Here is a 22,924-nt window from a genome sequence, read left to right on the forward strand (position 1 = left end):
TGTACACTCCTTCCCACCACCACGCTCTTCCGGGGTGTCCGCCCGCAGGGGCGGCGCGTCAACGCCCTCGCTGTTGAACACCAGATTTCGCGCCGTTCCGAGGACGGACACCCCCCGCCCCGCCCCCGCACCCCAGACCACGCGACGCGCACCGCGCACCCCCACACCCCGGCACATGCGCCGCAGGCAACCCCCCACCCACCGGCACCCGCGTCCCCACCCGCCACCACACACCGCACCGGGCCTCAGCCGCCACCACGCCCCGCACCGGGCCCCCACCCGCCACCACGCCCCGCACCCGCACCCCACCCAGCGCCGCAGGTACCCGCAGGCACCCGAAGGCACCCGCGGCCCCTCCCATCAAGCGCCGCAGGCACAGGCACGTCTCACGCCGGCCGCAAGTGCACGATGTCCCCCGCTCCCACCGGCTCCCGGACCCCCTCCTCCGTGGCGATGACCAGCCGCCCGTCCCCGTCCACGGCCACCGCCTCGCCCACCACGGCCCGCTCCCCCGGCAACTCCGCCCGCACGGTCCGCCCCAACGTCGCGCACCCCGCCACGTACGCCTCCTGCAACCCGCTGACCAGCGGGTCCCCAGCCGCCGCCCGCCACCGCCCGTACCAGGACTCCAGCGACCGCAGCACGGCGCGCAGCAGCGGATCCCGGTCGGTCCCCACCGCCCCGGCCAGCGCCAGCGACCCCGCCGCCGGTACCGGCAGCTCCTCCGCCCGCAGCGTGACGTTCAGACCGACCCCGACGACGACACCACCCTCCCCCGCCGCCTCGGCGAGGATCCCCCCGGCCTTCCGCTCCTCCCCACCCACGGTCACCAGCAGATCGTTCGGCCACTTCAGCGCCGTGTCCACGCCGGCCGCCCGCGACAGCCCCGTCGCCACCGCCACCCCGGTGAGCAGCGGCAGCCACCCCCACCGGGCCACCGGCACCTCGACGGGCCGCAGCAGCACGGAGAAGAACAGCCCGGAGCGCGGCGGAGCCGTCCACTGCCGGTCGAGCCGCCCCCGGCCGGCGGTCTGCTCCTCGGCGACGAGCACGGCCCCCTCCTCCACCTCACCCGCGACAGCCCGGGCGACCAGGTCGGAGTTGGTGGACCCGGTCCGCTGAACCACGTCGACACCGGTCCACAGACTCCCCTCCCGCACGAGCGCCCGCCGCAGCGAGCCCACGTTCAGGGGCGGACGGCCCAGATCGGACCAACGGCTGTCACTGGACGAAGAAGAGGCATCTCGCGGCGTCATGCAACCCACAGTAGGTGTGGGAAAGGCCGCAGTGCTGATCGCTGAGCCCAGCACTACTCTACGGATGAGTAACCGTCCCCCCTTTTGAGCAGGCAGGGAGCCGCATCCCGATGTCCGAGCCGGAAGAGCGTCAAGAGATCGACATCCACACCACCGCTGGGAAGCTCGCCGATCTCCAGCGGCGCATCGACGAGGCGACGCACGCCGGCTCCGCACGCGCCGTCGAGAAGCAGCATGCCAAGGGCAAGCTGACGGCCCGTGAGCGGATCGAACTCCTCCTCGACGAGGACTCGTTCGTCGAGCTGGACGAGTTCGCCCGGCACCGCTCCACCAACTTCGGCCTGGAGCAGAACCGCCCGTACGGCGACGGCGTCGTCACCGGCTACGGCACGGTCGACGGCCGCCCCGTCGCGGTCTTCTCCCAGGACTTCACGGTCTTCGGCGGCGCCCTCGGCGAGGTCTACGGCCAGAAGATCGTCAAGGTCATGGACTTCGCGCTGAAGACGGGCTGCCCGGTCATCGGCATCAACGACTCGGGCGGCGCCCGCATCCAGGAGGGCGTCGCCTCCCTCGGCGCGTACGGCGAGATCTTCCGCCGCAACACGCACGCCTCCGGCGTCATCCCCCAGATCAGCCTGATCGTCGGCCCGTGCGCGGGCGGCGCGGTCTACTCCCCGGCGATCACGGACTTCACGGTGATGGTCGACCAGACCAGCCACATGTTCATCACCGGCCCGGACGTCATCAAGACGGTCACCGGTGAGGACGTCGGCTTCGAGGAACTCGGCGGCGCCCGCACGCACAACGCCACTTCCGGGGTGGCCCACCACATGGCGGGCGACGAGAAGGACGCGATCGAGTACGTCAAGCAACTGCTGTCGTACCTCCCCTCGAACAACCTCTCGGAGGCCCCGGTCTTCCCGGAGGAGGCGGACCTCGCCGTCACGGACGAGGACCGCGAGCTGGACACCCTGGTGCCGGACAGCGCGAACCAGCCGTACGACATCCACACGGTGATCGAGCACGTGCTGGACGACGCGGAGTTCTTCGAGACGCAGGCGCTGTTCGCGCCGAACATCGTCACCGGTTTCGGCCGGGTCGAGGGACACCCGGTCGGCATCGTGGCGAACCAGCCGATGCAGTTCGCGGGCTGCCTGGACATCACGGCGAGCGAAAAGGCGGCCCGCTTCGTCCGCACGTGCGACGCCTTCAACGTCCCCGTCCTCACCTTCGTCGACGTCCCCGGCTTCCTGCCCGGCGTCGACCAGGAGCACGACGGCATCATCCGCCGCGGCGCGAAGCTGATCTTCGCGTACGCCGAGGCGACGGTCCCCCTCATCACGGTCATCACCCGCAAGGCGTTCGGCGGCGCGTACGACGTCATGGGCTCCAAGCACCTGGGGGCGGACCTCAACCTGGCGTGGCCGACGGCGCAGATCGCGGTCATGGGCGCGCAGGGAGCGGTCAACATCCTGCACCGCCGGACGATCGCGGAGGCGGAGGCCGCCGGGGACGGCGAGGCGACCCGCGCACGGGTGATCCAGGAGTACGAGGACACGCTCCTGAACCCCTACGTGGCGGCCGAGCGTGGCTACGTCGACGCGGTGATCATGCCGTCCGACACCAGGGCCCACATCGTCCGCGGCCTGCGTCAACTGCGCACCAAGCGGGAATCCCTGCCTCCGAAGAAGCACGGCAACATCCCCCTCTAGGTGCAGTCACCGGACCCCGGAGCCGACATGAACATCAAGGTCGTACGAGGCAACCCCACAGCGGAGGAGCTGGCCGCCGCCCTGGCGGTGGTCCACGCCCGCGCCGCGACGGCACAACAGCCGTCCGGCGCGCGAGGCGCGAGCGCAGCCTGGTCGGACCCCGCCCGTATCGCAACGACTCGGGTCCCCGCCCCGGGCCCGGCGTCCTGGACCCGCACCTACTGGCCGAGCTAAGCCCGACCCACCTCAGGGGCGCGGGGCTGTGTCGATATGCGGCTGAGCCGCGCGGGCGCACAGAAGTGAGACGTGGGGCGCCAACTTGAGTACCTCTACTCAGGCGCCCCACCGGCCGAAGCCCCACGCTGGTGGCATGCTGTGGTCAGACCCCGAGAACGAGCCCCCCAAAGAACTCCGCGACATGCAGGAGATGTTGCGGCGGCTCGGCCTCCTCATGGCCCTTGCCATGGTCCTGGCCATGATCGTGATCGGCCTGAGGTGAACCGGGATGATCCCGGAGGCGCCGGGTGACTAACCTGACCGCATGACTCCCACGTCGCCCAGAAGGCGCCTGATCCTCGCCTCCCAGTCCCCCGCCCGCCTCGGCCTCCTGCGCCAGGCGGGCCTCGCGCCCGAGGTCATCGTGAGCGGGGTGGACGAGGAGGCCGTCACCGCGCCCACACCCGCCGAGCTGGCCCTCGCCCTGGCCGAGGCGAAGGCGTCGGTCGTGGCGGCGAAGCCGGAGGTGAACGGCGCCCTGGTGATCGGCTGCGACTCGGTGCTGGAGCTGGACGGGCAGGCGCTGGGCAAGCCGGCCGACGCCGAGGAGGCGACCGCCCGCTGGAAGGCGATGCGCGGCCGGGCCGGGGTCCTCCAGACGGGCCACTGCGTCTGGGACACCACGGCCGGCAGGTACGTATCCGCGACCGCGTCCACGGTGGTCAGCTTCGGCAGCCCCACCGACGACGAGATCGCCGCCTACGTCGCCTCGGGCGAGCCCCTCCACGTCGCCGGCGCGTTCACCCTCGACGGTCGCTCTGCGCCGTTCATCGAGGGCATCGAGGGCGACCACGGCAACGTGATCGGCATCAGCCTGCCGCTCGTACGGCGGCTGCTGGCCGAACTGGGCGTCGGGATCACCGACTTGTGGGCACCGGCACCGCCGCGCTGAGCCGCTGACCTGGCACGGTGTCCTGGGGCTCGTCCCCGTCCCGGGGCGGCAGACCCCCGCTCCGGGACCCCGCGCCCTTCTCCAGACTCGGCCCCGCGCCCACCGCCGCATCCGCGCCCGCACCCGGCTCGTTCTCGGCCGCGGGGTCACCCCCCTGCCCGGCAGCCCCGCCGGAGGCATCCTGCTCGGGGCCGGGCGCACGGTCGTACGTCATCAGGAGCAGGACGACGAGCGCGAACACGACCATCATGAACAGGAACGCCGAGAAGCTCACCATGGCCCAGACGAAGGCGCCGAGCAGTGCGTGCACCACGGCGACGCTGATCAGCAGGACGCGGCCGAGCCCGGCGGGGGCGCGGTCGCGGACGGCGACGAGGACGGCCACCACCGCACACAGCACGAAGTACAGGCCGAAGACCAGACCGCCGATCTTCGAGGACGTCGACATGACGTCGGGGTCGAGTCCGGCCAGGGACATCTTCTGCCGGTCGACGACGATGCCGAGGAACCAGTTCAGCCAGGCGACGCCGAACGCCTCGGCGAGGAGTACGACCGCCACGACCCACGCCACCGGTCTGCGCACCACCGGTCCCACCCACTTTCGCCGCGCCGAAGCCCCCAACAGGGCTGCTGTGACCGTTGTTACCCGCTGTTACCCGAAGTACGTTCGAGTCAGACCGAACGCTACTAACGGGTAAACCCTGGGACAAGAGTCCGGTCGGTGGCAAAGAATCATTGGGCCATTCGTAGGGACTCGACAAAGAAACGAAGTGGGCCGCGGCACGCCCTCACAGAGACCTTGACCACACGACAGCGCTAGGGTTGCCCGCAGGAGTCCTGCGTACCTCGGTGCGACAAGGGCTTTCGCGGGTCGAGCGAGCCTCGATTAACGCTCCGTGTGGGCAAGCTCACCATTGGGGACGGGTCGATGTGTCGTGTCGGCAGTCCCTAAACTCGGCTTGTTTCAAGGAGGGAGCCTCAATCGTGCGCAAGGTGCTCATCGCCAACCGTGGCGAAATCGCTGTCCGCGTGGCCCGGGCCTGTCGGGATGCCGGGATCGCGAGCGTGGCCGTCTACGCCGACCCGGACAGGGACGCTCTGCATGTCCGCGCCGCGGATGAGGCGTTCGCCCTGGGTGGTGACACCCCGGCGACCAGCTACCTCGTGATCGACAAGATCCTGAACGCGGCACGCGAGTCGGGTGCCGACGCCATCCACCCGGGCTACGGCTTCCTGTCGGAGAACGCCGAGTTCGCCCAGGCGGTCCTCGACGCGGGTCTGAACTGGATCGGCCCGCCGCCGCACGCCATCCGCGACCTGGGTGACAAGGTCGCCGCCCGCCACATCGCACAGCGGGCCGGCGCCCCGCTGGTGGCCGGCACCCCCGACCCGGTGTCGGGTGCCGACGAGGTCGTGGCCTTCGCCGAGGAGCACGGCCTGCCGATCGCCATCAAGGCCGCCTTCGGTGGCGGCGGCCGCGGCCTGAAGGTCGCCCGGACCCTGGAAGAGGTTCCGGAGCTGTACGACTCCGCGGTCCGTGAGGCGGTCGCCGCGTTCGGCCGCGGCGAGTGCTTCGTCGAGCGCTACCTGGACCGCCCCCGCCACGTGGAGACCCAGTGCCTGGCGGACAAGCACGGCAACGTGGTCGTGGTCTCCACCCGGGACTGCTCGCTGCAGCGCCGCCACCAGAAGCTGGTGGAGGAGGCCCCGGCGCCGTTCCTCTCCGAGGAGCAGGTCGCCGAGTTGTACCGCGCCTCGAAGGCGATCCTGAAGGAGGCCGGCTACGAGGGCGCCGGCACGTGTGAGTTCCTGGTGGGCCAGGACGGCACGATCTCCTTCCTGGAGGTGAACACCCGCCTCCAGGTGGAGCACCCGGTGACCGAGGAGGTCGCCGGCGTCGACCTGGTCCGCGAGATGTTCCGCATCGCCGACGGCGAGGAGCTGGGTTACGACGACCCGCCACTGCGCGGTCACTCGTTCGAGTTCCGCATCAACGGTGAGGACCCGGGCCGTAACTTCCTCCCGGCCCCCGGCACCGTCACCCGGTTCGACGCGCCGACCGGCCCCGGTGTCCGCCTGGACGCCGGAGTGGAGTCCGGTTCGGTCATCGGCCCGGCGTGGGACTCGCTGCTCGCCAAGCTGATCGTGACGGGCCGTACCCGCAAGGAGGCCCTGGAGCGGGCCGCCCGCGCGCTGGACGAGTTCCAGGTCGAGGGCATGGCCACGGCCATCCCGTTCCACCGCGTGGTGGTCCGGGACCCGGCCTTCGGCCCCGAACTGACCGGCTCCACCGAGCCCTTCAAGGTCCACACCCGCTGGATCGAGACGGAGTTCGTCAACGAGATCAAGCCGTTCGCGGCTCCGGCCGACGCCGAGGCGGACGAGGACTCGGCCCGCGAGACGGTCGTCGTCGAGGTCGGCGGCAAGCGCCTCGAGGTCTCACTGCCGTCCTCGCTCGGCATGAGCCTGGCCCGCACGGGCCTGGCGGCCGGCGCCAAGCCGAAGCGTCGCGCGGCCAAGAAGTCCGGCCCCGTGGCCTCCGGCGACACCCTCGCCTCCCCGATGCAGGGCACGATCGTCAAGATCGCCGTCGAGGAGGGCCAGGAGGTCAAGGAAGGCGACCTCGTCGTCGTCCTCGAAGCCATGAAGATGGAACAGCCCCTCAACGCCCACAAGGCCGGCACCATCAAGGGCCTCACCGCAGAGGTAGGCGCCTCCATCACCTCAGGCGCCCCCATCTGCGAGATCAAGGACTGACCCCCAGCACCAAGGCAACGACGCCCGGCGACCGAAAGTCCCGCCGGGCGTCAAGTCTTTTCCAGCGACGCCCTGACCAACGCCACCAGGGGCCAGCCACCGGGCGCCCGCGTCTCCGAGCGTGCCTTGTCAATGCCGCTCAAGGGCACCCACCCACGGGCGCGGAGCTGTACCAATATGCGACTCCGCCGCGCGAGCGCGACAAGCCACCAGGCGCCCGCGTCTACGAGCGTGCCCTGCCAACGCCGCTCAAGGGCACCCACCCAGGGGCGCGGGGCTGTAACAATATGCGGCTCCGCCGCGCGAGCGCGACAAGCCACAACGCGCCCGCACCCACCCACGCACCGAACCCCTAGGGCGAATACAACCCCTCACCGCCGCCGAAGATCGGCAACGCGTCCCCGCTCCGAACCCCCGGAGGGCTCCAGCACCCCCCGAAGCCCGCCACCGGCGCCAGGCACCCCCCGTCGAGGCCCCGGCAAAGGCGCCCTCTGCCGCCCGGCAGACGCCCCCTCACTCCCCGCCCCAGTCCCAGCGACAGCGACCTGCACGCCCTGATCCGCCAGCGCCTGCAACTCCGTACCCGCCCGGTCGTCATGCGCCGGCGGCTCATCGGTCACCAGCCGGTTGATCACATCCGTGGGCACGGTCTGGAACATCGTGTCGGCGCCCAGCTTGGTGTGGTCGGCGAGCACCACCACCTCCGCGGCGGCCTGCACCAGCGCCCGGTCGACGGACGCCGACAGCATGTTGGACGTGGAGAGCCCGCGCTCGGCGGTGAGCCCGCTGCCGGACAGGAAGGCCTTGGACACCCGGAGTCCCTGGAGGGACTGCTCGGCTCCGGAGCCGACGAGGGCGTAGTTGGAGCCCCGCAGCGTCCCGCCGGTCATCACGACCTCGACCCGGTTGGCGTGGGCGAGCGCCTGGGCGACCAGCAGGGAGTTGGTGACGACCGTCAGCCCGGGCACCCGTGCGAGCCGGCGGGCCAGCTCCTGCGTGGTGGTACCCGCCCCGACCACGATGGCCTCGCCCTCTTCGACGAGGCTCGCGGCGAGATCGGCGATGGCCGTCTTCTCGGCGGTCGCGAGATGGGACTTCTGCGGAAAGCCGGACTCTCGCGTGAACCCGCCCGGCAGTACCGCACCGCCGTGCCGGCGGTCGAGGAGTCCTTCTGCCTCCAGTGCGCGCACGTCCCGCCGTACGGTCACTTCGGAGGTCTGGACGACGCGGGCGAGTTCACGGAGCGACACGGCCCCGTTCGCTCGCACCATTTCGAGGATCAATTGGCGACGTTCTGCAGCGAACACGAAACTGACAGTAACCCCAACGACCGTCTGCTTTCAGCAGTTTGCGCCGAATAACAGAAGTTGTTCGCATGGTGGGGCGGGAGGTGGTATAGGGCCTACCCGCCCCGACTATGCCGTACGCATGCTCGACAACTCCCCGTGACCAGCGGGAACGTGCCAGAGGCCGGACGGGTCGTCAGCCCTCGCCGGTGGCCTTGCGGGTGTGCAACTGCCGTGCCACTTCCGCGATCGAGCCCGAAAGGGACGGGTACACGGTGAAGGCGTTCGCGATCTGTTCGACCGTCAGATTGTTGTCGACGGCGATCGAGATGGGATGGATGAGTTCCGAGGCGCGCGGCGCCACGACCACACCGCCGACCACGATCCCGGTGCCCGGGCGGCAGAAGATCTTCACGAAGCCGTCCCGGATGCCCTGCATCTTGGCGCGCGGGTTGCGCAGGAGCGGCAGCTTGACGACGCGGGCGTCGATCTTGCCGGCGTCGACGTCGGCCTGGCTGTAGCCGACGGTGGCGATCTCGGGGTCGGTGAAGACGTTGGAGGAGACGGTCTTGAGGTTGAGCGGGGCCACCGCGTCGCCGAGGAAGTGGTAGACGGCGATGCGGCCCTGCATGGCGGCCACCGAGGCGAGGGCGAAGACGCCCGTCACGTCACCGGCCGCGTAGACGCCGGGGGCGGTCGTGCGCGACACCTTGTCGGTCCAGATGTGACCGGACTCGCGCAGCTTGACGCCGGCCTCCTCCAGGCCGAGCCCGGCGCTGTTGGGGATGGCGCCGACGGCCATCAGGCAGTGCGAGCCGGTGATGACCCGGCCGTCGGCCAGCGTGACCTCCACCTGGTCGCCGACGCGCTTGGCGGACTGCGCGCGGGAGCGGGACATCACGTTCATGCCGCGGCGCCGGAAGACGTCCTCCAGGACGGCGGCGGCGTCGGGGTCCTCGCCCGGGAGCACCCGGTCGCGGGAGGAGACGAGGGTGACCTTCGAGCCCAGCGCCTGGTAGGCGCCGGCGAACTCGGCCCCGGTCACACCGGAGCCGACCACGATCAGCTCTTCGGGCAGCTCGGTGAGGTCGTAGACCTGGGTCCAGTTGAGGATGCGCTCGCCGTCGGGCTGGGCGTCCGGCACCTCGCGCGGGTGGCCTCCGGTGGCGATGATGACGGCGTCCGCGACGAGGGTCTCCTCGGTGCCGTCGGCGGCGGTGACGACGACCTTCCGGGACCCGTCGAGGGCCTGCATGCCGTCGAGCCGGCCGCGGCCGCGCATCACACGCGCGCCGGCCCGGGTCACGGAGGCGGTGATGTCGTGGGACTGGGCGAGCGCCAGGCGCTTCACACGGCGGTTGACCTTCCCCAGGTCCACGCCGACCACGCGGGCCGCCTGCTCCAGCGGCGGGGTGTCGTCGGCGACGATGATGCCCAGCTCCTCGTAGGAGGAGTCGAAGGTGGTCATCACCTCGGCCGTGGCGATAAGGGTCTTCGACGGCACGCAGTCGGTCAGCACCGACGCCCCGCCCAGACCGTCGCAGTCGACGACGGTCACCTCCGCGCCGAGCTGGGCGGCCACCAGGGCCGCCTCGTATCCGCCGGGTCCGCCACCGATGATCACGATCCGAGTCACGTACCCCATTGTCCCGCACGCCTCAAGGTGCTACTGCCCGGGGGCGTGCGGGGTGTGCGCGACAGGGGTCCGTGGGACCCGAGTGACGCAGGTTTCCACTGCCGTACCCTCTGTGCATGTCGCTCTATGCCGCGTACGCTGGCAACCTCGACGCGCGCCTGATGTCCCGCCGCGCTCCGCACTCCCCGCTGCGCGCCACCGGCTGGCTGAACGGCTGGCGGCTGACCTTCGGGGGCGAGCAGCTGGGCTGGGAGGGTGCGCTGGCGACGCTGGTCGAGGACCCGCTCTCGCAGGTCTTCGTCGCGCTGTACGACATCGCCCCACCGGACGAGGAGTCCCTGGACCGCTGGGAGGGCGTCGGCCTCGGCGTGTACCGGCGCACCCGGATCCGCGTCCACACCCTCGACGGCGAGGAGCAGGCCTGGACGTACGTCCTCAACGGCTACGAGGGCGGCCTCCCCTCGGCCCGCTACCTGGGCGAGGTCGCGGACGCGGCGGAATCGGCGGGGGCACCACACGATTACGTGATGGAGCTGCGCAAGCGCCCCTGCTAGGGCCTGTCATTTCGGTCCGGCAGACTCTGTCACCTCGGTCCGGCAGACTCTGCCGGGTGACGACTCCGGCCTGCTAGGTCTGCTAGGTCTGCTAGGTCTGCTACGTCGAACGAGTCGCGGCGGCGCGTGACCGCCTGGACGACCGGCGGCGTCCCGTCTTCGACCGGGGGATCGCCGCGCTGTCCCGCGATCCGTTCCCGGCCGTCTCCCGCCCCGTCGGCGCCACCGTGGAGACCCGCCTGCTGCGGCTCACCCGCGAGATCCTGGTCGAATACGTGGTCAGTCCGCGGCGCGTGCCGATCGTCACGGTCGAGGTCTTCGACGACGCGGACGTCCTCGTCCCGGACGCCTGAGCAGGGCCGGGAAGCGCCTCCTCGTCGGAAACAACAAGACAACGATCGCCATCCCGTGCGCTCTGTCATCTACGCGCGTAGGCGAAGAGCGGCTACGCTCGTCGCGTGAACGCATCTCTTCTTCCGGACGACATCCAGGGCGCCGCCCCCCAGGACCCCCGGGCCGCCGCCGACGCCGCCGCCGCGCGCCTACGCGAACTCACCGGCGCCGAGACCCATGACGTCGCCCTCGTGATGGGCTCCGGCTGGGCCCCGGCCGTCGACGCCCTCGGCGCGCCCGACGCCGAGTTCCAGGTCACCGAGCTGCCCGGCTTCCCGCCGCCGGCGGTCGAGGGGCACGGCGGCCGGGTCCGCTCGTACTCCACCGGTGACAAGCGCGCGCTGGTCTTCCTGGGCCGCACGCACTACTACGAGGGCCGTGGCGTGGCCGCCGTCGCGCACGGCGTCCGTACGGCCGTCGCCGCCGGCTGCAAGACCATCGTGCTCACGAACGGCTGCGGCGGTCTGCGCGCGGGCATGCGCCCCGGCCAGCCGGTCCTGATCAGCGACCACCTCAACCTCACGGCGACCTCCCCGATCGTCGGCGCCAACTTCGTCGACCTCACCGACCTGTACTCGCCGCGGCTGCGCGCCCTGTGCAAGGAGATCGACCCTTCCCTGGAGGAGGGCGTCTACGCGCAGTTCCCCGGCCCGCACTACGAGACCCCGGCCGAGATCCGCATGGCCCGCGTGATCGGCGCGGACCTGGTCGGCATGTCGACGGTCCTGGAGGCCATCGCCGCGCGCGAGGCGGGCGCCGAGGTGCTGGGCATCTCCCTCGTCACCAACCTCGCCGCCGGCATGACGGGCGAGCCCCTCAACCACGAGGAGGTCCTCCAGGCCGGCCGCGACTCGGCGGCCCGCATGGGCGCCCTGCTGACCGAGGTACTGGGCAAGCTGTAAGCGGCGGCCGGCCCGGCGGGGCGCGGTGCCGGGCGGGCTGTCGGCAGGCGCGGGAGCCACGGACCGGCCCACCGCGGGCCGCGGCGCCGGGCACCTGGCTGAGCGCCGCGCCGGAGACGGGGCTCCCGGGCGTTCACCCCTCGACCGACCGAGTCGGGTGGGCAAGTGGGAAAAGGGGGGACCGGGGGCGGAGCCCCCGGTGGACCACGCAAACACGGAGAGGTTGACCACGACGTGCACGACGATCTCATCGCCCGGGCCAAATCCTGGCTCGCCGAGGACCCCGACCAGGAGACCCGCGACGAACTGGCCCGGCTGATCGACGCCGGCGACACCAAGGAACTGTCGGCCCGCTTCGGCGGAACCCTGCAGTTCGGCACCGCGGGCCTGCGCGGCGAACTCGGCGCCGGCCCGATGCGCATGAACCGCACCGTCGTCATCCGCGCCGCCGCCGGCCTCGCCGCGTACCTGAAGAAGAACGGCACCCCGCACGGGGGCGACGACGCCGGTCTCGTCGTCATCGGCTACGACGCCCGCCACAAGTCCGCCGACTTCGCCCGCGACACCGCCGCCGTGATGACCGGCGCCGGCCTGCGTGCCGCCGTACTGCCCCGCCCGCTGCCCACCCCTGTCCTCGCGTTCGCCATAAGGCACCTCGGCGCGGTCGCGGGCGTGGAGGTCACCGCCAGCCACAACCCGCCCCGCGACAACGGCTACAAGGTGTACCTCGGCGACGGCTCCCAGATCGTGCCGCCCGCCGACACGGGCATCGCCGCCGAGATCGACGCGATCGCCTCGCTGCACGACGTACCCCGCCCCGACGCCGGCTGGGACACCCTGGACGACGCGGTCCTGGACGCCTACCTGGCCCGTACGGACGCCGTACTGACCCCCGGCTCCCCGCGCACCGCCCGCACCGTCTACACGGCCATGCACGGCGTAGGCAAGGACACCCTCCTCGCCGCGTTCGCCCGCGCGGGCTTCCCCGAGCCGGTACTGGTCGCCGAGCAGGCCGAGCCGGACCCGGACTTCCCGACGGTCTCCTTCCCCAACCCGGAGGAGCCGGGCGCGATGGACCTCGCGTTCGCCGCCGCCCACGCCACCGGCCCGGATCTGGTCGTCGCCAACGACCCGGACGCCGACCGCTGCGCCGTGGCCGTCAAGGACGGCGGCGACTGGCGGATGCTGCGCGGCGACGAGGTCGGCGCCCTGCTCGCCGCCCACCTGGTCCGCGGCGGGGCCACCGGCACCTTCGCGGAGTCGATCGTCTCCTCCTCCCTCCTCGGCCGTATCGCCGGGAAGGCGGGCCTGCCGTACGAGGAGACCCTGACCGGCTTCAAGTGGATCGCCCGCGTCGACGGCCTGCGCTACGGCTACGAGGAGGCCCTCGGCTACTGCGTCGACCCGGAGGGCGTGCGCGACAAGGACGGCATCACCGCCGCGCTGCTGATCACCGAGCTGGCGTCGGTGCTCAAGGAGGAGGGCCGCACCCTCCTGGACCTGCTGGACGACCTGGCCGTGGAGCACGGACTGCACGCCACCGACCAGCTCTCGGTCCGCGTCGAGGACCTCTCCGTGATCGCGGACGCCATGCGCCGGCTGCGCGAGCACCCGCCGACCGAGCTGGCGGGCCTGGCCATCACCCGGGCCGAGGACCTGACCCGGGGCACGGACACCCTGCCGCCCACCGACGGCCTGCGCTACACCCTCGACGGCGCCCGCGTCGTCGTCCGCCCCAGCGGCACCGAGCCCAAGCTGAAGTGCTACCTGGAGGTCGTCGTCCCGGTCGGCGACCACGACGCTCTCCCGGCCGCCCGCGCCCGGGCCACCGAACTGCTCGACGCGGTCAAGCGCGACCTGTCGGCGGCGGCCGGCATCTGAGACGGATCGGTGTACCGCGTCAACCCGCCTGCTGTTCCAGCCGGTTGACGCGGTACACGTCCGGCACGCACAGGTTGAGGACCACGGCCGCCGCGACGAGTCCGGCGCAGGCCAGCAGCACGGTCTCGTCGGCCCAGCTGTGCGCGGCGAGCGCGGTGACCAGGTAGCCGAGGGGGATGGCGAGCCGCTCGCCCACGCCGTTGAACGCGCTCATGCGCCCCTGCTCGTGCTGCGGGACGTGCTGCTGGAACGCGGTCGTCCAGGCGACGATCGCGATGTCGAGCCCGATCCCGGCGAGCAGGGCGGCCACCAGCACGACGGCCAGGGGCAGCCCGGCCCCCATGGTGGCCAGCGGCAGCGCGAGCCCCCCGCTCGTCACGACCGCGACGGTGAGCAGCCGGTACGGCTTCCAGCGCAGGCACACCAGCGTCCCGGCCAGCAGCCCGGCGGCGAAACCGGCCTGGATCAGCCCCCAGTCCCGCGCCCCGGCGTACTCCCGGGCGGCGACGAGCGGCCCGAGGAGCTGGAACCCGGCCAGCCACGCGGCGACGAGAACGGTCCCGGCGGCCGTGTAGGTCCACAGCCAGGTGCGCGACCAGAACCCGGTCCACCCGGCCCGCAGATCCGCAGCCACGCCGCCGACGGCGACCGGCGCGGCCAGCCGCAGCCCGAGCAGCAGTACGGCCGCGACGGCGAACGTGAGCGCGTCCCACGCCAGCGCCCAGGCCGGACCACTTGCGGCGACCACCACGCCCCCGGCGACCGGCCCCAGCACCTTCACGGCGTTGCCGGGCAGCCGCAGCAGCGCGTTGGCCCGCTGGAGCTGCTCGGCGGGCACGATCTGGGCGACGGCCCCCTGTGCGGCCGGCACGGTCAGGGACGTGGCCGTCCCCGAGAGGAAGCCGCAGACGGCGATCGACGCCGTGGTCGCGTGCCCGGCGGCGACGGTGACCGCGAGGGCGCCCTGCGCGAGGGCCGCCAGGAGATTGCCGAGGAACAGCATCCGGCTACGGGAGAGCCGGTCCGCCAGCAGACCGCCGGCCAACAGGAACACGATCGTCGGCACGGTGTTCGTGGCCAGCACGAGCCCCAGCGAACCGGCCCCGCCGCCCGCGTCGATGACGGAGTAGGCCAGCGCGAGCGGAGCCATGGCGGAACCGGTGGCCGAGATCAGATTGGCCCCGACGAACCGCCGGAACCCGGCGTTCCGCAAGGGCCCACCGCGTACCGCCCCCGCCCCCTCGACGACTCCGACCTCCGCACCGCCGCCCGCCACGCCGCTCCCCCTCCGCGCTCACCGAAGGGCGCACTCTAGCCCCGGCCGGTCTGACACGCGGGGAACCCACCGCTCACGCACGGCGGCCGGCACGCACCCCAAAGAGGCCCCGGCGAACCCACCGCCCGTACACGGCGGCCGGCACGCGCCCCAAAGGGGCGCGGGGAACTGCGCGACCAGCCGCAACGGGCCGGCGGCCGACACACAACCGAAGCGGCGCCGCAACCGAAGCCGCAGCCGCGCCCTCAGCCCCTGGCCAGCAGAATCGCCAGCACCACCGCTCCGGCCAGCGCGGGCCCCGCCACCTCGTAAGCCCAGCGCACGCTGATCTCGCCCTGGGCCGCCTCCGCCTCCCCGCGGCGCTCGTGGATCTCGCGGAGGTCGGCCATGGCCTGGTCCATGTCGGCGCGGGCCGGGCTGCCGGCGTCCGCGTCGGCGCCGCCGCCGAAGCCGCCGAGCCCTCCGATGCCGCCGAGGTTCATGCCGACGGGTCTGACCCGCTGGGACCGGCCGCCACGGGCCGCGTCCGACGCCGCGCGGGCCTGGCGCCGCTCGACCTTCTTGCGGGCGCGCAGCGAGACCGGGATGGCCCAGAGCTGGTACTTGGTGCCGGACTTCGCGACGACCTCGTTGGAGAAGCTCGATCGCAGGGTGGCGATCTCGCCCCAGGGCACGCTGATCACCCGGAACGGGTTGCGGATCCGCAGCCGGTCGTCACCGGCGAAGACCGCCGGGCGCAGGGTGAAGGCGATGACCAGCGGGAAGAGCAGGATCATCCCGGCGAGCGCCAGCCACTGCGTCCGGCCGTGGCCGCGGAACAGCGCGTCGAAGCCGAGCCAGCCGACGATCACGAGCAGCAGCACGCCCGCCACCAGGGCCATGGGCGAGCGGTAGATCCGGTCCTTGGCCGCGGGCACCGGAGGCTGTGGCGTGGGGGTCGGGTGGTCCGGGGTCGTCATGGTCCCGATTGTGCCCGACGCCACCGACAACGTTCCGCCGAGCCCCGTATCCGCCGCTCATCCGTGATCTCCGGCCGGAGGATGAGCGGCAAAGCGGCCCGAACCAGTCCCCGGGGCTATACATCCGCTACGCGCGTAGATATGCTCGTCTGGTGACCATGCCCACCACCGCACCCCACGCACTTGCTGACGTCACCGCGTCCGACAGCACGCTGCGCCGCTTCCTCCACGGGCTGCCCGGCGTCGACGCGGTCGGCCTGGAGGCGCGCGCAGCGTCCCTCGGCACCCGATCCATCAAGACCACCGCGAAGGCGTACGCCATCGACCTCGCCATCTCGATGGTCGACCTGACGACGCTGGAAGGCGCGGACACCCCGGGCAAGGTCCGGGCGCTCGGCGCCAAGGCGGTCCGCCCCGACCCGACGGACCGTACGGCACCGGCGACGGCCGCGGTCTGCGTCTATCCCGACATGGTGGCCGTCGCCAAGGAGGCCGTCGCCGGCTCGGGCGTCAAGGTCGCCTCGGTCGCCACCGCGTTCCCGGCCGGCCGTGCCGCCCTCGACGTGAAGCTGGCCGACGTGCGCGACGCCGTCGCCGCGGGCGCCGACGAGGTCGACATGGTCATCGACCGGGGCGCGTTCCTCTCCGGCCGGTACATGAAGGTGTACGACGAGATCGTCGCCGTGAAGGAGGCCTGCGGGGCGAGCGCCCGCCTGAAGGTCATCTTCGAGACCGGCGAGCTGTCGACGTACGACAACATCCGCCGCGCGTCCTGGCTCGGCATGCTGGCCGGGGCGGACTTCATCAAGACGTCCACCGGCAAGGTCGCCGTCAACGCGACTCCCGCCAACACGCTCCTGATGCTGGAGGCCGTGCGGGACTTCCGCGCCCAGACCGGCGTCCAGGTGGGCGTGAAGCCCGCCGGCGGCATCCGCACCTCCAAGGACGCCGTCAAGTTCCTGGTCCTGGTCAACGAGACCGCCGGCGGGGACTGGCTGGACAACCACTGGTTCCGCTTCGGCGCCTCCTCGCTCCTGAACGACCTGCTGATGCAGCGTCAGAAGCTGGCCACCGGCCGCTACTCCGGCCCCGACTACGTGACGGTGGACTGATCACCATGGCACCCGCATCCGTACCTTCATCCGCGTTCGAGTACGCACCGGCGCCCGAGTCCCGCTCGATCGTCGACATCGCCCCCTCCTACGGCCTGTTCATCGACGGCGAGTTCGTGGAGGCGGCCGGCGGCAAGGTCTTCAAGACCGTCTCCCCCAGCACGGAGGAGGTGCTGTCGGAGGTCGCGCAGGCCGACGCCGAGGACGTCGACCGGGCCGTGAAGGCGGCCCGCAAGGCCTTCGAGAAGTGGTCCGCGCTGCCCGGCTCCGAGCGCGCCAAGTACCTGTTCCGCATCGCCCGGATCATCCAGGAGCGCAGCCGTGAGCTGGCGGTCCTGGAGACGCTGGACAACGGCAAGCCGATCAAGGAGACGCGGGACGCGGACCTCCCCCTGGTCGCCGCCCACTTCTTCTACTACGCCGGCTGGGCGGACAAGCTCGGCCACGCCGGCCTCGGCCCGGACCCGCGCCCCCTCGGCGTGGCCGGCCAGGTCATCCCGTGGAACTTCCCGCTGCTCATGCTGGCGTGGAAGATCGCCCCGGCGCTGGCGACGGGCAACACGGTGGTCCTCAAGCCCGCCGAGACGACCCCGCTGTCCGCCCTGTTCTTCGCGGACGTCTGCCGCCAGGCGGGCCTGCCCAAGGGTGTCGTCAACATCCTGCCCGGCTACGGCGACGCGGGCGCCGCGCTCGTCGCGCACCCGGACGTGAACAAGGTCGCCTTCACCGGCTCCACGGCCGTCGGCAAGGAGATCGCCCGCACGGTGGCGGGCACCCGGAAGAAGCTCACCCTCGAACTGGGCGGCAAGGGCGCCAACATCGTCTTCGACGACGCCCCGATCGACCAGGCCGTCGAGGGCATCGTGAACGGCATCTTCTTCAACCAGGGCCAGGTCTGCTGCGCGGGCTCCCGACTCCTGGTCCAGGAGTCGATCCAGGACGAGCTGCTGGACTCCCTGAAGCGCCGCCTGTCCACGCTGCGCCTCGGCGACCCGCTGGACAAGAACACCGACATCGGCGCGATCAACTCCGAGGAGCAGCTGACCCGGATCACCTCGCTCGTGGAGCGGGGCGAGTCGGAGGGCGCCGAACGCTGGTCTCCCGCCTGCGAACTGCCCTCCTCAGGCTACTGGTTCGCTCCCACCCTCTTCACGAACGTCACCCAGGCGCACACCATCGCCCGCGACGAGATCTTCGGCCCGGTGCTGTCGGTGCTGACCTTCCGCACCCCCGACGAGGCCGTCGCCAAGGCCAACAACACCCCGTACGGACTGTCGGCGGGCATCTGGACCGAGAAGGGCTCGCGGATCCTCGCCGTCGCGAACAAGCTGCGCGCCGGCGTCGTCTGGTCCAACACGTTCAACAAGTTCGACCCGACCTCGCCGTTCGGCGGCTACAAGGAGTCGGGCTTCGGCCGCGAGGGCGGCCGCCACGGTCTGGAGGCGTACCTCGATGTCCACTGAATCAATCAGCGGCTCCGCCGCGGGACGACTGTCCGTCCTCAAGACCTACAAGCTGTACGTCGGCGGGAAGTTCCCGCGTTCCGAGAGCGGCCGGGTGTACGAGGTGACCGACGCAAAGGGCAAGTGGCTGGCCAACGCGCCGCTCTCCTCCCGCAAGGACGCCCGGGACGCGGTCGTGGCCGCCCGCAAGGCGTTCGGCGGCTGGTCGGGCGCGACGGCGTACAACAGGGGCCAGGTCCTCTACCGTGTCGCCGAGATGCTGGAGGGCCGCCGCGAGCAGTTCACCCGCGAGGTCGCCGACGCCCAGGGCCTGTCCAAGTCCAAGGCTGCCGCCCTGGTGGACGCCACCGTCGACCGCTGGGTCTGGTACGCCGGCTGGACCGACAAGATCGCCCAGGTGGTGGGCGGCGGCAACCCGGTCGCGGGCCCGTACTTCAACCTCTCCTCCCCGGAGCCGACGGGTGTCGTGGCCGTCCTGGCCCCCCAGGAGTCCTCCTTCCTGGGCCTGGTCTCGGTCCTCGCCCCCGTGATCGCCACCGGCAACACGGCGATCGTCATCGCCTCCGAGAAGTCCCCGCTCCCCGCTCTCTCCCTCGGCGAGGTCCTGGCCACGTCCGACGTCCCGGGCGGCGTGGTCAACGTCCTGTCCGGCCGTACGGCGGAGATCGCGATCCCGCTGGCCGCCCACCAGGACGTCAACGCGATCGACCTCGCGGGCGCGGACGAGGTGCTGGCCAAGGAGCTGGAGATCGCCTCGGCCGACAACCTCAAGCGCGTCCTGCGTCCACAGCCTGTGGACGACTGGTCGGCGACCCCCGGCATCGACCGCATGACGGCCTTCCTGGAAACGAAGACGGTCTGGCACCCCACGGGTTCCCTGGGCGCGTCAGGCTCCGCCTACTGACCCTCGCCTTCCAGTCTCCGGGCGGCAAGCCGCCACACAGACGAGAGCCGCGCTTCCCCTCCGTCCAGGGGAAGCGCGGCTCTCTTCGTCAGAGCACCTCACCTCGACTGCGCGCGTTGGCCTCGGCGACCCGCGCCCGAACCGCCGCCCCCTCCCCGCCCTCCGGCTCGACGTCACCGGGCAACGCCGTCCACTCGACACCTCCGGCGGGCGGCCGCAGCCACACGTACCCGTCGAGGTGGTCCATGACGATCCCGCGCCGGTCACGCCGGGTGTCGTAGGCGGGCAGCCCGACGGGAAGGGGACGGGGGCTGGTGGAGCGGCTCAACGGTGCCTCCTCGGCGGCGGTGTCTGCTTCTCGCCATTCAGCGTCACGGCCCACCGCCAGGCAGACCAGGGTGAAGCCGTTCCGCACCCACATCCGGAACGGCTCCCACCTGCCCCCTTTCACGTTTCGCATCCAAACTGTCACTGAACGCGACTACCGTGGCCCGGAGATGACGTCCCCTCAGGGACGCGGAACGACCAGGGGGACCCCATGACCCAGCCCGCCCGCGACCTCAACCCCGCCCGCTCGGCCCGCGAGCTCTACGGCGTCGAACTCCACCGCCAACGCCAACTCGCCGGCCTCTCCCTGGACCGCCTCTCGGACATCGTCAACTACAGCAAGACGCACCTGCACGGGGTGGAGACGGGCGAACGGCTCCCCCTCCCCCCGATCTCGGAGAAGCTGGACGTGGCCTTCGGCACGGGCGAGTTGTTCCAGGGGCTGTGGGGGGCGGTGAAGAGGGAGCACACGGCGCGTCGGTTCGATCATTGCCTGGAGTTGGAGGTACGGGCGGCGCGGATCCAGGCGTTCGGGGCGAGCCTCATCCCGGGACTGCTGCAAACGAAGGCGTATATGCGGGAGTTGTTTCTGCGAGCCGATCCAGGAAGGACCCCGCAGGAGATCGACGGCCTGGTAGCGGCCCGTCTGGGCCGTCAGGAGATCCTGCGACGCGACTGCCCACCGGACTTCTGGTGGATCCTCGGCGAGGCGACCCTGCGGCAGGCCGTGGGTGGGCCGGCGGTGATGCGTGAACAACTCACCTCGCTCCTGCCCCTGGTGTACGGGCGCCACACGACGATCCAGGTGGCTCCGTTCCAGTTGGGTGCCTGCGCCTTGATGAACGGCACCCTCATCATGCTCACGCTCCCGGACAACTCCACGACCGTGTACCACGAAGGGCCCTGGAACGGGGAGATCTACGACGACCAGGAGACCGTCCGCCGCTGTATGCGAGAGTACGATCGGATGAAGGCCTGCGCCCTCTCTCCACATGAGTCGGCGGCGTTGATCGAAGCAGCGATGGAGACATACGAGCCATGCGAGTCACCCAGGACCTGAGCACCGCCCGCTGGCGCAAATCCTCCTACAGCGGAGGCCAGGAGGGGGCCGAGTGCATCGAGATCTCCGACGACCTCCCCGGCACGATCCCCGTCCGCGACAGCAAGAACCCGACCGGCCCGGTCGTCCTGCTGACCTCCGCGGCCTGGCATCCGTTCATCACCGGTGTCACGAACGGCACCCTGTAAGCCGTACGACAAGAACGGGTCCTGGAAGTCGTTCCAGGACCCGTTCGGAACAAGGCGGCCGGCGAGACACTCAGCCCGCCTCCGTACCCCTCATTCGTCCTCGACGAGGTACTTGACGTTGTCCACGACAAACTCGCCGTACTGAAGCGCCGAGCCGATGGACTCCAGCCTCGCGTATTGATCCGGATCGAGCGAGGCACCGGACAGTAGCCCAACCTCCGAGATCGCCCTAAGCAATAGCCTGAACGCGAGGTCGGGGCTACAGCGGCGGACGCACTCGGCCAGCGCATGTCTGGTGACGTCCGGCAAGAACCGAGTGCGATCGATCTCGGCCAGAACAGCGTCCGCCATGTCCGCGCCGTCCGCCGCACTCTCTCCGGTGAGCGGTCGGACGTCCGGTTTCACGGCCAGCCATGCATCGCACAGCTGGATGAGGGTCTCCATCCATACGGGGCCCGTCGTGAAGCCCCACCTTGGGTTGAAGAACTTGCCCTCCGGACAGGTTCCTGCCTGCCACACTGCTTCGATCTCTGCCGCATCGAGGTTGTCCAGGAGACTCTGCGCATCCTGGCGGATGGCCAAGACCGCTTCAGGTTCGAGGTCCGGGACCAGGTGATACCTGGCCGCCTCCTCACCGGTGGCTCCGTTGTGTGACCAGTCCTGATGAAACATAGCCATCAGCCATGTGAGGCCGAAGTCGCTGTCATCGAACCGTTTCATTTGCCGCTCACCTCCTAGACTGGGAACGCGGTGTACACGTAGTAGCCGAATCTATGTCCTGGCGCCCGCTTGAGGATGATTCGGTAAGCATTGCCTGCGTCAGTGAAGGTTCCATCCGCGTGCGCCACGTACCCGAGGGAATTCTTCGCTCCGAAGGATCCCGTCAGGACCTTCTGCTGCTGGTTGCCGCGCAACCAGTTGGCGATCTCTTGAGCCTTGCCCGCCAGTGCATAGTCCACGACTTGCTGAGCCGTCTGGAGATCGACGAAAACACCGTTCTTGAGCGACGACTTACCTGTAGCCAGCTCCACGGCCCGTGCCCGGCTGACATATCCAGCGGTGTGCTCATCGAGGGAATGCGCCAGACCGGGAAACCTCTGTGCGTCAGCCACAAGGTCATCGCAGTTGTGGACCAATACCGGACTTGCGCCGGCCACCGCGTAGAAGGTGTGCAGGCCCGACACTGTCAGGTCGTACACCGCCCGGGGCCGCAACTGTTCCCGGTCGAGCAACGCGGCCACCGTACGGACAGCTCCGTCCGGGCTGCGCAGACCGTCACCGCGCCGCAGATCGGACACCAGGATCCAACCACGCCCGATGACGAAGAACCGGTGACCCGGGGTGCTGGTCAGGTGCCCGCCGTCGGTGAGAGCGACATCGACCAGGTCTTCGGTGACGTGGTGGAAGGTGCGCGTGACCGGCTCTCCCTGAGCGCGGCCCGTGGCCGGATCGGTGGCCAGCAGCAGGTCGCCGACACGGACATCACGGAGTGCCTTGTGGCCGCCGTTCGCCAGAAGCACCTCGGTCGAGCCGGGGAAGCTGTTGACCGAGCAGGCGGTCCGCGCCTCCTCGTAGACCTTCGCCTGCCGCTCGATTTCGGCCAGCGTCTTCGCGTCCACGTCCAGCGCCTTCAGGGCCTTCAGGGCGTCTTCCACCCCCTTCCCTGACCGCATCGCGGCGTCCACGCTTCGGATCGCCTCGGTGATCTTCCCGAGCGGGCCGCCGAGCGGCAGCCAGGTGGCAGCCCAGGCGCAGTCGCTGAGGCTGCCGTCGCCGTCACCGGTGACCTTGTGGTAGCAGCCGGTGAAGTCCCCCTCGATCGACTTGGCGATGCCTTTCCAGACGTCGAACGTCACGTCCAGGGCGGATACCTTGACCTTCTTGCTCAGACCCTTGACCGTCACCGTCTTGATGAAGACCGTGTCCTCGGCCGGGCACCCGGATTCAGTGGCTGGAACGTCCGGGTTGAGGCACAGGTAGTAGCTGACCACCGCGTCGAAGTGCGCGATGAACACCAGCGTGTTGCAGTTGAAGCCGTGGCACTCATTGGGCAGGCGTTCCGGGTCACCGTCCTGCTTGATCTCATCGAA

23 protein-coding genes are annotated in these 22,924 nt (G+C 70.9%); 14 read left to right on the plus strand and 9 right to left on the minus strand.

Features of this window, described 5'->3' with window-relative positions:
- Positions 1 to 386 precede the first annotated feature (386 nt).
- A complete protein-coding gene (locus ABZ854_RS31660) occupies positions 387 to 1,256 on the minus strand; it encodes a biotin--[acetyl-CoA-carboxylase] ligase (RefSeq protein ID WP_361217761.1) in 870 nt (289 codons plus the stop codon).
- 110 nt (positions 1,257 to 1,366) lie between these two features.
- On the opposite strand from ABZ854_RS31660, the gene ABZ854_RS31665 reads away from it, so the two are divergent.
- The 4 genes from ABZ854_RS31665 to ABZ854_RS31680 all read left to right on the plus strand — a co-directional run bounded on the left by ABZ854_RS31665 (position 1,367) and on the right by ABZ854_RS31680 (position 4,136).
- The gene (locus tag ABZ854_RS31665; protein WP_361217764.1) at positions 1,367 to 2,968 is read left to right on the plus strand and encodes an acyl-CoA carboxylase subunit beta; all 1,602 of its coding nucleotides are present in this window, start codon (positions 1,367 to 1,369) and stop codon (positions 2,966 to 2,968) included.
- Positions 2,969 to 2,995: 27 nt separating this feature from the next.
- The gene (locus tag ABZ854_RS31670; protein ID WP_361217767.1) at positions 2,996 to 3,202 is read left to right on the plus strand and encodes an acyl-CoA carboxylase epsilon subunit; all 207 of its coding nucleotides are present in this window, start codon (positions 2,996 to 2,998) and stop codon (positions 3,200 to 3,202) included.
- Positions 3,203 to 3,338: 136 nt separating this feature from the next.
- A complete protein-coding gene (locus ABZ854_RS31675) occupies positions 3,339 to 3,467 on the plus strand; it encodes a hypothetical protein (RefSeq protein WP_361217770.1) in 129 nt (42 codons plus the stop codon).
- Between the two features lie 42 nt (positions 3,468 to 3,509).
- The gene (locus ABZ854_RS31680; protein WP_361217773.1) at positions 3,510 to 4,136 is read left to right on the plus strand and encodes a nucleoside triphosphate pyrophosphatase; all 627 of its coding nucleotides are present in this window, start codon (positions 3,510 to 3,512) and stop codon (positions 4,134 to 4,136) included.
- Here ABZ854_RS31680 and ABZ854_RS31685 read toward each other — a convergent pair.
- Positions 4,102 to 4,722, minus strand: a complete 621-nt coding sequence (locus ABZ854_RS31685) for a hypothetical protein (protein WP_361217776.1) — start codon at positions 4,720 to 4,722, stop codon at positions 4,102 to 4,104. The two genes, ABZ854_RS31680 and ABZ854_RS31685, sit on opposite strands and share 35 nt — an antisense overlap.
- A gap of 398 nt (positions 4,723 to 5,120) precedes the next feature.
- On the opposite strand from ABZ854_RS31685, the gene ABZ854_RS31690 reads away from it, so the two are divergent.
- Positions 5,121 to 6,893, plus strand: coding sequence for a biotin carboxylase N-terminal domain-containing protein (locus ABZ854_RS31690; RefSeq protein ID WP_129307161.1), 1,773 nt, complete (start codon positions 5,121 to 5,123; stop codon positions 6,891 to 6,893).
- A gap of 371 nt (positions 6,894 to 7,264) precedes the next feature.
- On the opposite strand, the gene ABZ854_RS31695 is transcribed toward ABZ854_RS31690, so the two are convergent.
- Positions 7,265 to 8,200: a DeoR/GlpR family DNA-binding transcription regulator gene (locus tag ABZ854_RS31695; RefSeq protein ID WP_361217779.1), complete on the minus strand. Its 936-nt coding sequence runs from the start codon at positions 8,198 to 8,200 to the stop codon at positions 7,265 to 7,267.
- A 175-nt stretch (positions 8,201 to 8,375) separates the two neighbouring features.
- Complete coding sequence (locus tag ABZ854_RS31700) at positions 8,376 to 9,824, minus strand: NAD(P)H-quinone dehydrogenase (protein WP_361217782.1); 1,449 nt, start codon at positions 9,822 to 9,824, stop codon at positions 8,376 to 8,378.
- 107 nt (positions 9,825 to 9,931) lie between these two features.
- Here ABZ854_RS31700 and ABZ854_RS31705 point away from each other — a divergent pair, with 107 nt between their 5' ends.
- The 4 genes from ABZ854_RS31705 to ABZ854_RS31720 all read left to right on the plus strand — a co-directional run bounded on the left by ABZ854_RS31705 (position 9,932) and on the right by ABZ854_RS31720 (position 13,545).
- Entirely contained in the window at positions 9,932 to 10,369 is a 438-nt protein-coding gene (locus ABZ854_RS31705) for a gamma-glutamylcyclotransferase (RefSeq protein ID WP_361217785.1), read from the plus strand.
- Between the two features lie 227 nt (positions 10,370 to 10,596).
- Entirely contained in the window at positions 10,597 to 10,722 is a 126-nt protein-coding gene (locus tag ABZ854_RS31710) for a hypothetical protein (protein WP_361217788.1), read from the plus strand.
- Between the two features lie 105 nt (positions 10,723 to 10,827).
- Positions 10,828 to 11,664: a purine-nucleoside phosphorylase gene (locus ABZ854_RS31715; RefSeq protein WP_361217791.1), complete on the plus strand. Its 837-nt coding sequence runs from the start codon at positions 10,828 to 10,830 to the stop codon at positions 11,662 to 11,664.
- Positions 11,665 to 11,898: 234 nt separating this feature from the next.
- Positions 11,899 to 13,545 carry a phospho-sugar mutase gene (locus ABZ854_RS31720; protein WP_361217794.1) on the plus strand — a complete coding sequence of 549 codons (1,647 nt, stop codon included), beginning with the start codon at positions 11,899 to 11,901 and terminating at the stop codon, positions 13,543 to 13,545.
- A 19-nt stretch (positions 13,546 to 13,564) separates the two neighbouring features.
- On the opposite strand, the gene ABZ854_RS31725 is transcribed toward ABZ854_RS31720, so the two are convergent.
- Both ABZ854_RS31725 and ABZ854_RS31730 read right to left on the minus strand, forming a co-directional pair.
- Positions 13,565 to 14,758 carry an MFS transporter gene (locus ABZ854_RS31725; RefSeq protein WP_361217886.1) on the minus strand — a complete coding sequence of 398 codons (1,194 nt, stop codon included), beginning with the start codon at positions 14,756 to 14,758 and terminating at the stop codon, positions 13,565 to 13,567.
- Positions 14,759 to 15,066: 308 nt separating this feature from the next.
- Entirely contained in the window at positions 15,067 to 15,780 is a 714-nt protein-coding gene (locus tag ABZ854_RS31730) for a PH domain-containing protein (RefSeq protein WP_361217797.1), read from the minus strand.
- A gap of 158 nt (positions 15,781 to 15,938) precedes the next feature.
- Here ABZ854_RS31730 and deoC point away from each other — a divergent pair, with 158 nt between their 5' ends.
- Genes deoC through ABZ854_RS31745 form a run of 3 tightly spaced genes read left to right on the plus strand, consistent with a single transcriptional unit; the run spans position 15,939 to position 19,259 of the window.
- The gene (gene deoC / locus ABZ854_RS31735) at positions 15,939 to 16,892 is read left to right on the plus strand and encodes a deoxyribose-phosphate aldolase (protein WP_361217889.1); all 954 of its coding nucleotides are present in this window, start codon (positions 15,939 to 15,941) and stop codon (positions 16,890 to 16,892) included.
- 5 nt (positions 16,893 to 16,897) lie between these two features.
- Positions 16,898 to 18,355 (plus strand): aldehyde dehydrogenase family protein, encoded by a 1,458-nt coding sequence (locus tag ABZ854_RS31740; protein ID WP_361217800.1) that lies wholly within the window; start codon positions 16,898 to 16,900, stop codon positions 18,353 to 18,355.
- A complete protein-coding gene (locus tag ABZ854_RS31745; RefSeq protein ID WP_361217803.1) occupies positions 18,345 to 19,259 on the plus strand; it encodes an aldehyde dehydrogenase family protein in 915 nt (304 codons plus the stop codon). Before ABZ854_RS31740 ends, ABZ854_RS31745 begins: the two co-directional genes overlap by 11 nt.
- 88 nt (positions 19,260 to 19,347) lie before the next feature.
- Here ABZ854_RS31745 and ABZ854_RS31750 read toward each other — a convergent pair whose 3' ends face one another.
- The gene (locus ABZ854_RS31750) at positions 19,348 to 19,680 is read right to left on the minus strand and encodes a hypothetical protein (protein WP_361217806.1); all 333 of its coding nucleotides are present in this window, start codon (positions 19,678 to 19,680) and stop codon (positions 19,348 to 19,350) included.
- 117 nt (positions 19,681 to 19,797) lie between these two features.
- On the opposite strand from ABZ854_RS31750, the gene ABZ854_RS31755 reads away from it, so the two are divergent.
- Positions 19,798 to 20,646 carry a helix-turn-helix transcriptional regulator gene (locus tag ABZ854_RS31755; RefSeq protein WP_361217809.1) on the plus strand — a complete coding sequence of 283 codons (849 nt, stop codon included), beginning with the start codon at positions 19,798 to 19,800 and terminating at the stop codon, positions 20,644 to 20,646.
- A complete protein-coding gene (locus ABZ854_RS31760) occupies positions 20,625 to 20,834 on the plus strand; it encodes a DUF397 domain-containing protein (RefSeq protein ID WP_361217812.1) in 210 nt (69 codons plus the stop codon). Before ABZ854_RS31755 ends, ABZ854_RS31760 begins: the two co-directional genes overlap by 22 nt.
- A gap of 90 nt (positions 20,835 to 20,924) precedes the next feature.
- On the opposite strand, the gene ABZ854_RS31765 is transcribed toward ABZ854_RS31760, so the two are convergent.
- Entirely contained in the window at positions 20,925 to 21,554 is a 630-nt protein-coding gene (locus ABZ854_RS31765) for a hypothetical protein (RefSeq protein ID WP_361217814.1), read from the minus strand.
- A 14-nt stretch (positions 21,555 to 21,568) separates the two neighbouring features.
- Entirely contained in the window at positions 21,569 to 22,849 is a 1,281-nt protein-coding gene (locus ABZ854_RS31770) for a polymorphic toxin-type HINT domain-containing protein (protein ID WP_361217817.1), read from the minus strand.
- Positions 22,850 to 22,924: the final 75 nt, after the last annotated feature.

The sequence above is a fragment of the Streptomyces sp. NPDC047028 genome, assembly GCF_040644095.1.
Taxonomy (GTDB): domain Bacteria; phylum Actinomycetota; class Actinomycetes; order Streptomycetales; family Streptomycetaceae; genus Streptomyces.

Bases quoted from the DNA above. Each gene is read 5' to 3' on its own strand.
- ABZ854_RS31660 (WP_361217761.1), bottom strand. From the start codon at position 1,256: ATGACGCCGCGAGATGCCTCTTCTTCGTCCAGTGACAGCCGTTGGTCC.
- ABZ854_RS31665 (WP_361217764.1), top strand. From the start codon at position 1,367: ATGTCCGAGCCGGAAGAGCGTCAAGAGATCGACATCCACACCACCGCT.
- ABZ854_RS31670 (WP_361217767.1), top strand. From the start codon at position 2,996: ATGAACATCAAGGTCGTACGAGGCAACCCCACAGCGGAGGAGCTGGCC.
- ABZ854_RS31675 (WP_361217770.1), top strand. From the start codon at position 3,339: ATGCTGTGGTCAGACCCCGAGAACGAGCCCCCCAAAGAACTCCGCGAC.
- ABZ854_RS31680 (WP_361217773.1), top strand. From the start codon at position 3,510: ATGACTCCCACGTCGCCCAGAAGGCGCCTGATCCTCGCCTCCCAGTCC.
- ABZ854_RS31700 (WP_361217782.1), bottom strand. From the start codon at position 9,824: ATGGGGTACGTGACTCGGATCGTGATCATCGGTGGCGGACCCGGCGGA.
- ABZ854_RS31705 (WP_361217785.1), top strand. From the start codon at position 9,932: ATGTCGCTCTATGCCGCGTACGCTGGCAACCTCGACGCGCGCCTGATG.
- ABZ854_RS31730 (WP_361217797.1), bottom strand. From the start codon at position 15,780: ATGACGACCCCGGACCACCCGACCCCCACGCCACAGCCTCCGGTGCCC.
- deoC (WP_361217889.1), top strand. From the start codon at position 15,939: ATGCCCACCACCGCACCCCACGCACTTGCTGACGTCACCGCGTCCGAC.
- ABZ854_RS31740 (WP_361217800.1), top strand. From the start codon at position 16,898: ATGGCACCCGCATCCGTACCTTCATCCGCGTTCGAGTACGCACCGGCG.
- ABZ854_RS31745 (WP_361217803.1), top strand. From the start codon at position 18,345: ATGTCCACTGAATCAATCAGCGGCTCCGCCGCGGGACGACTGTCCGTC.
- ABZ854_RS31750 (WP_361217806.1), bottom strand. From the start codon at position 19,680: ATGTGGGTGCGGAACGGCTTCACCCTGGTCTGCCTGGCGGTGGGCCGT.
- ABZ854_RS31755 (WP_361217809.1), top strand. From the start codon at position 19,798: ATGACCCAGCCCGCCCGCGACCTCAACCCCGCCCGCTCGGCCCGCGAG.
- ABZ854_RS31760 (WP_361217812.1), top strand. From the start codon at position 20,625: ATGCGAGTCACCCAGGACCTGAGCACCGCCCGCTGGCGCAAATCCTCC.
- ABZ854_RS31765 (WP_361217814.1), bottom strand. From the start codon at position 21,554: ATGAAACGGTTCGATGACAGCGACTTCGGCCTCACATGGCTGATGGCT.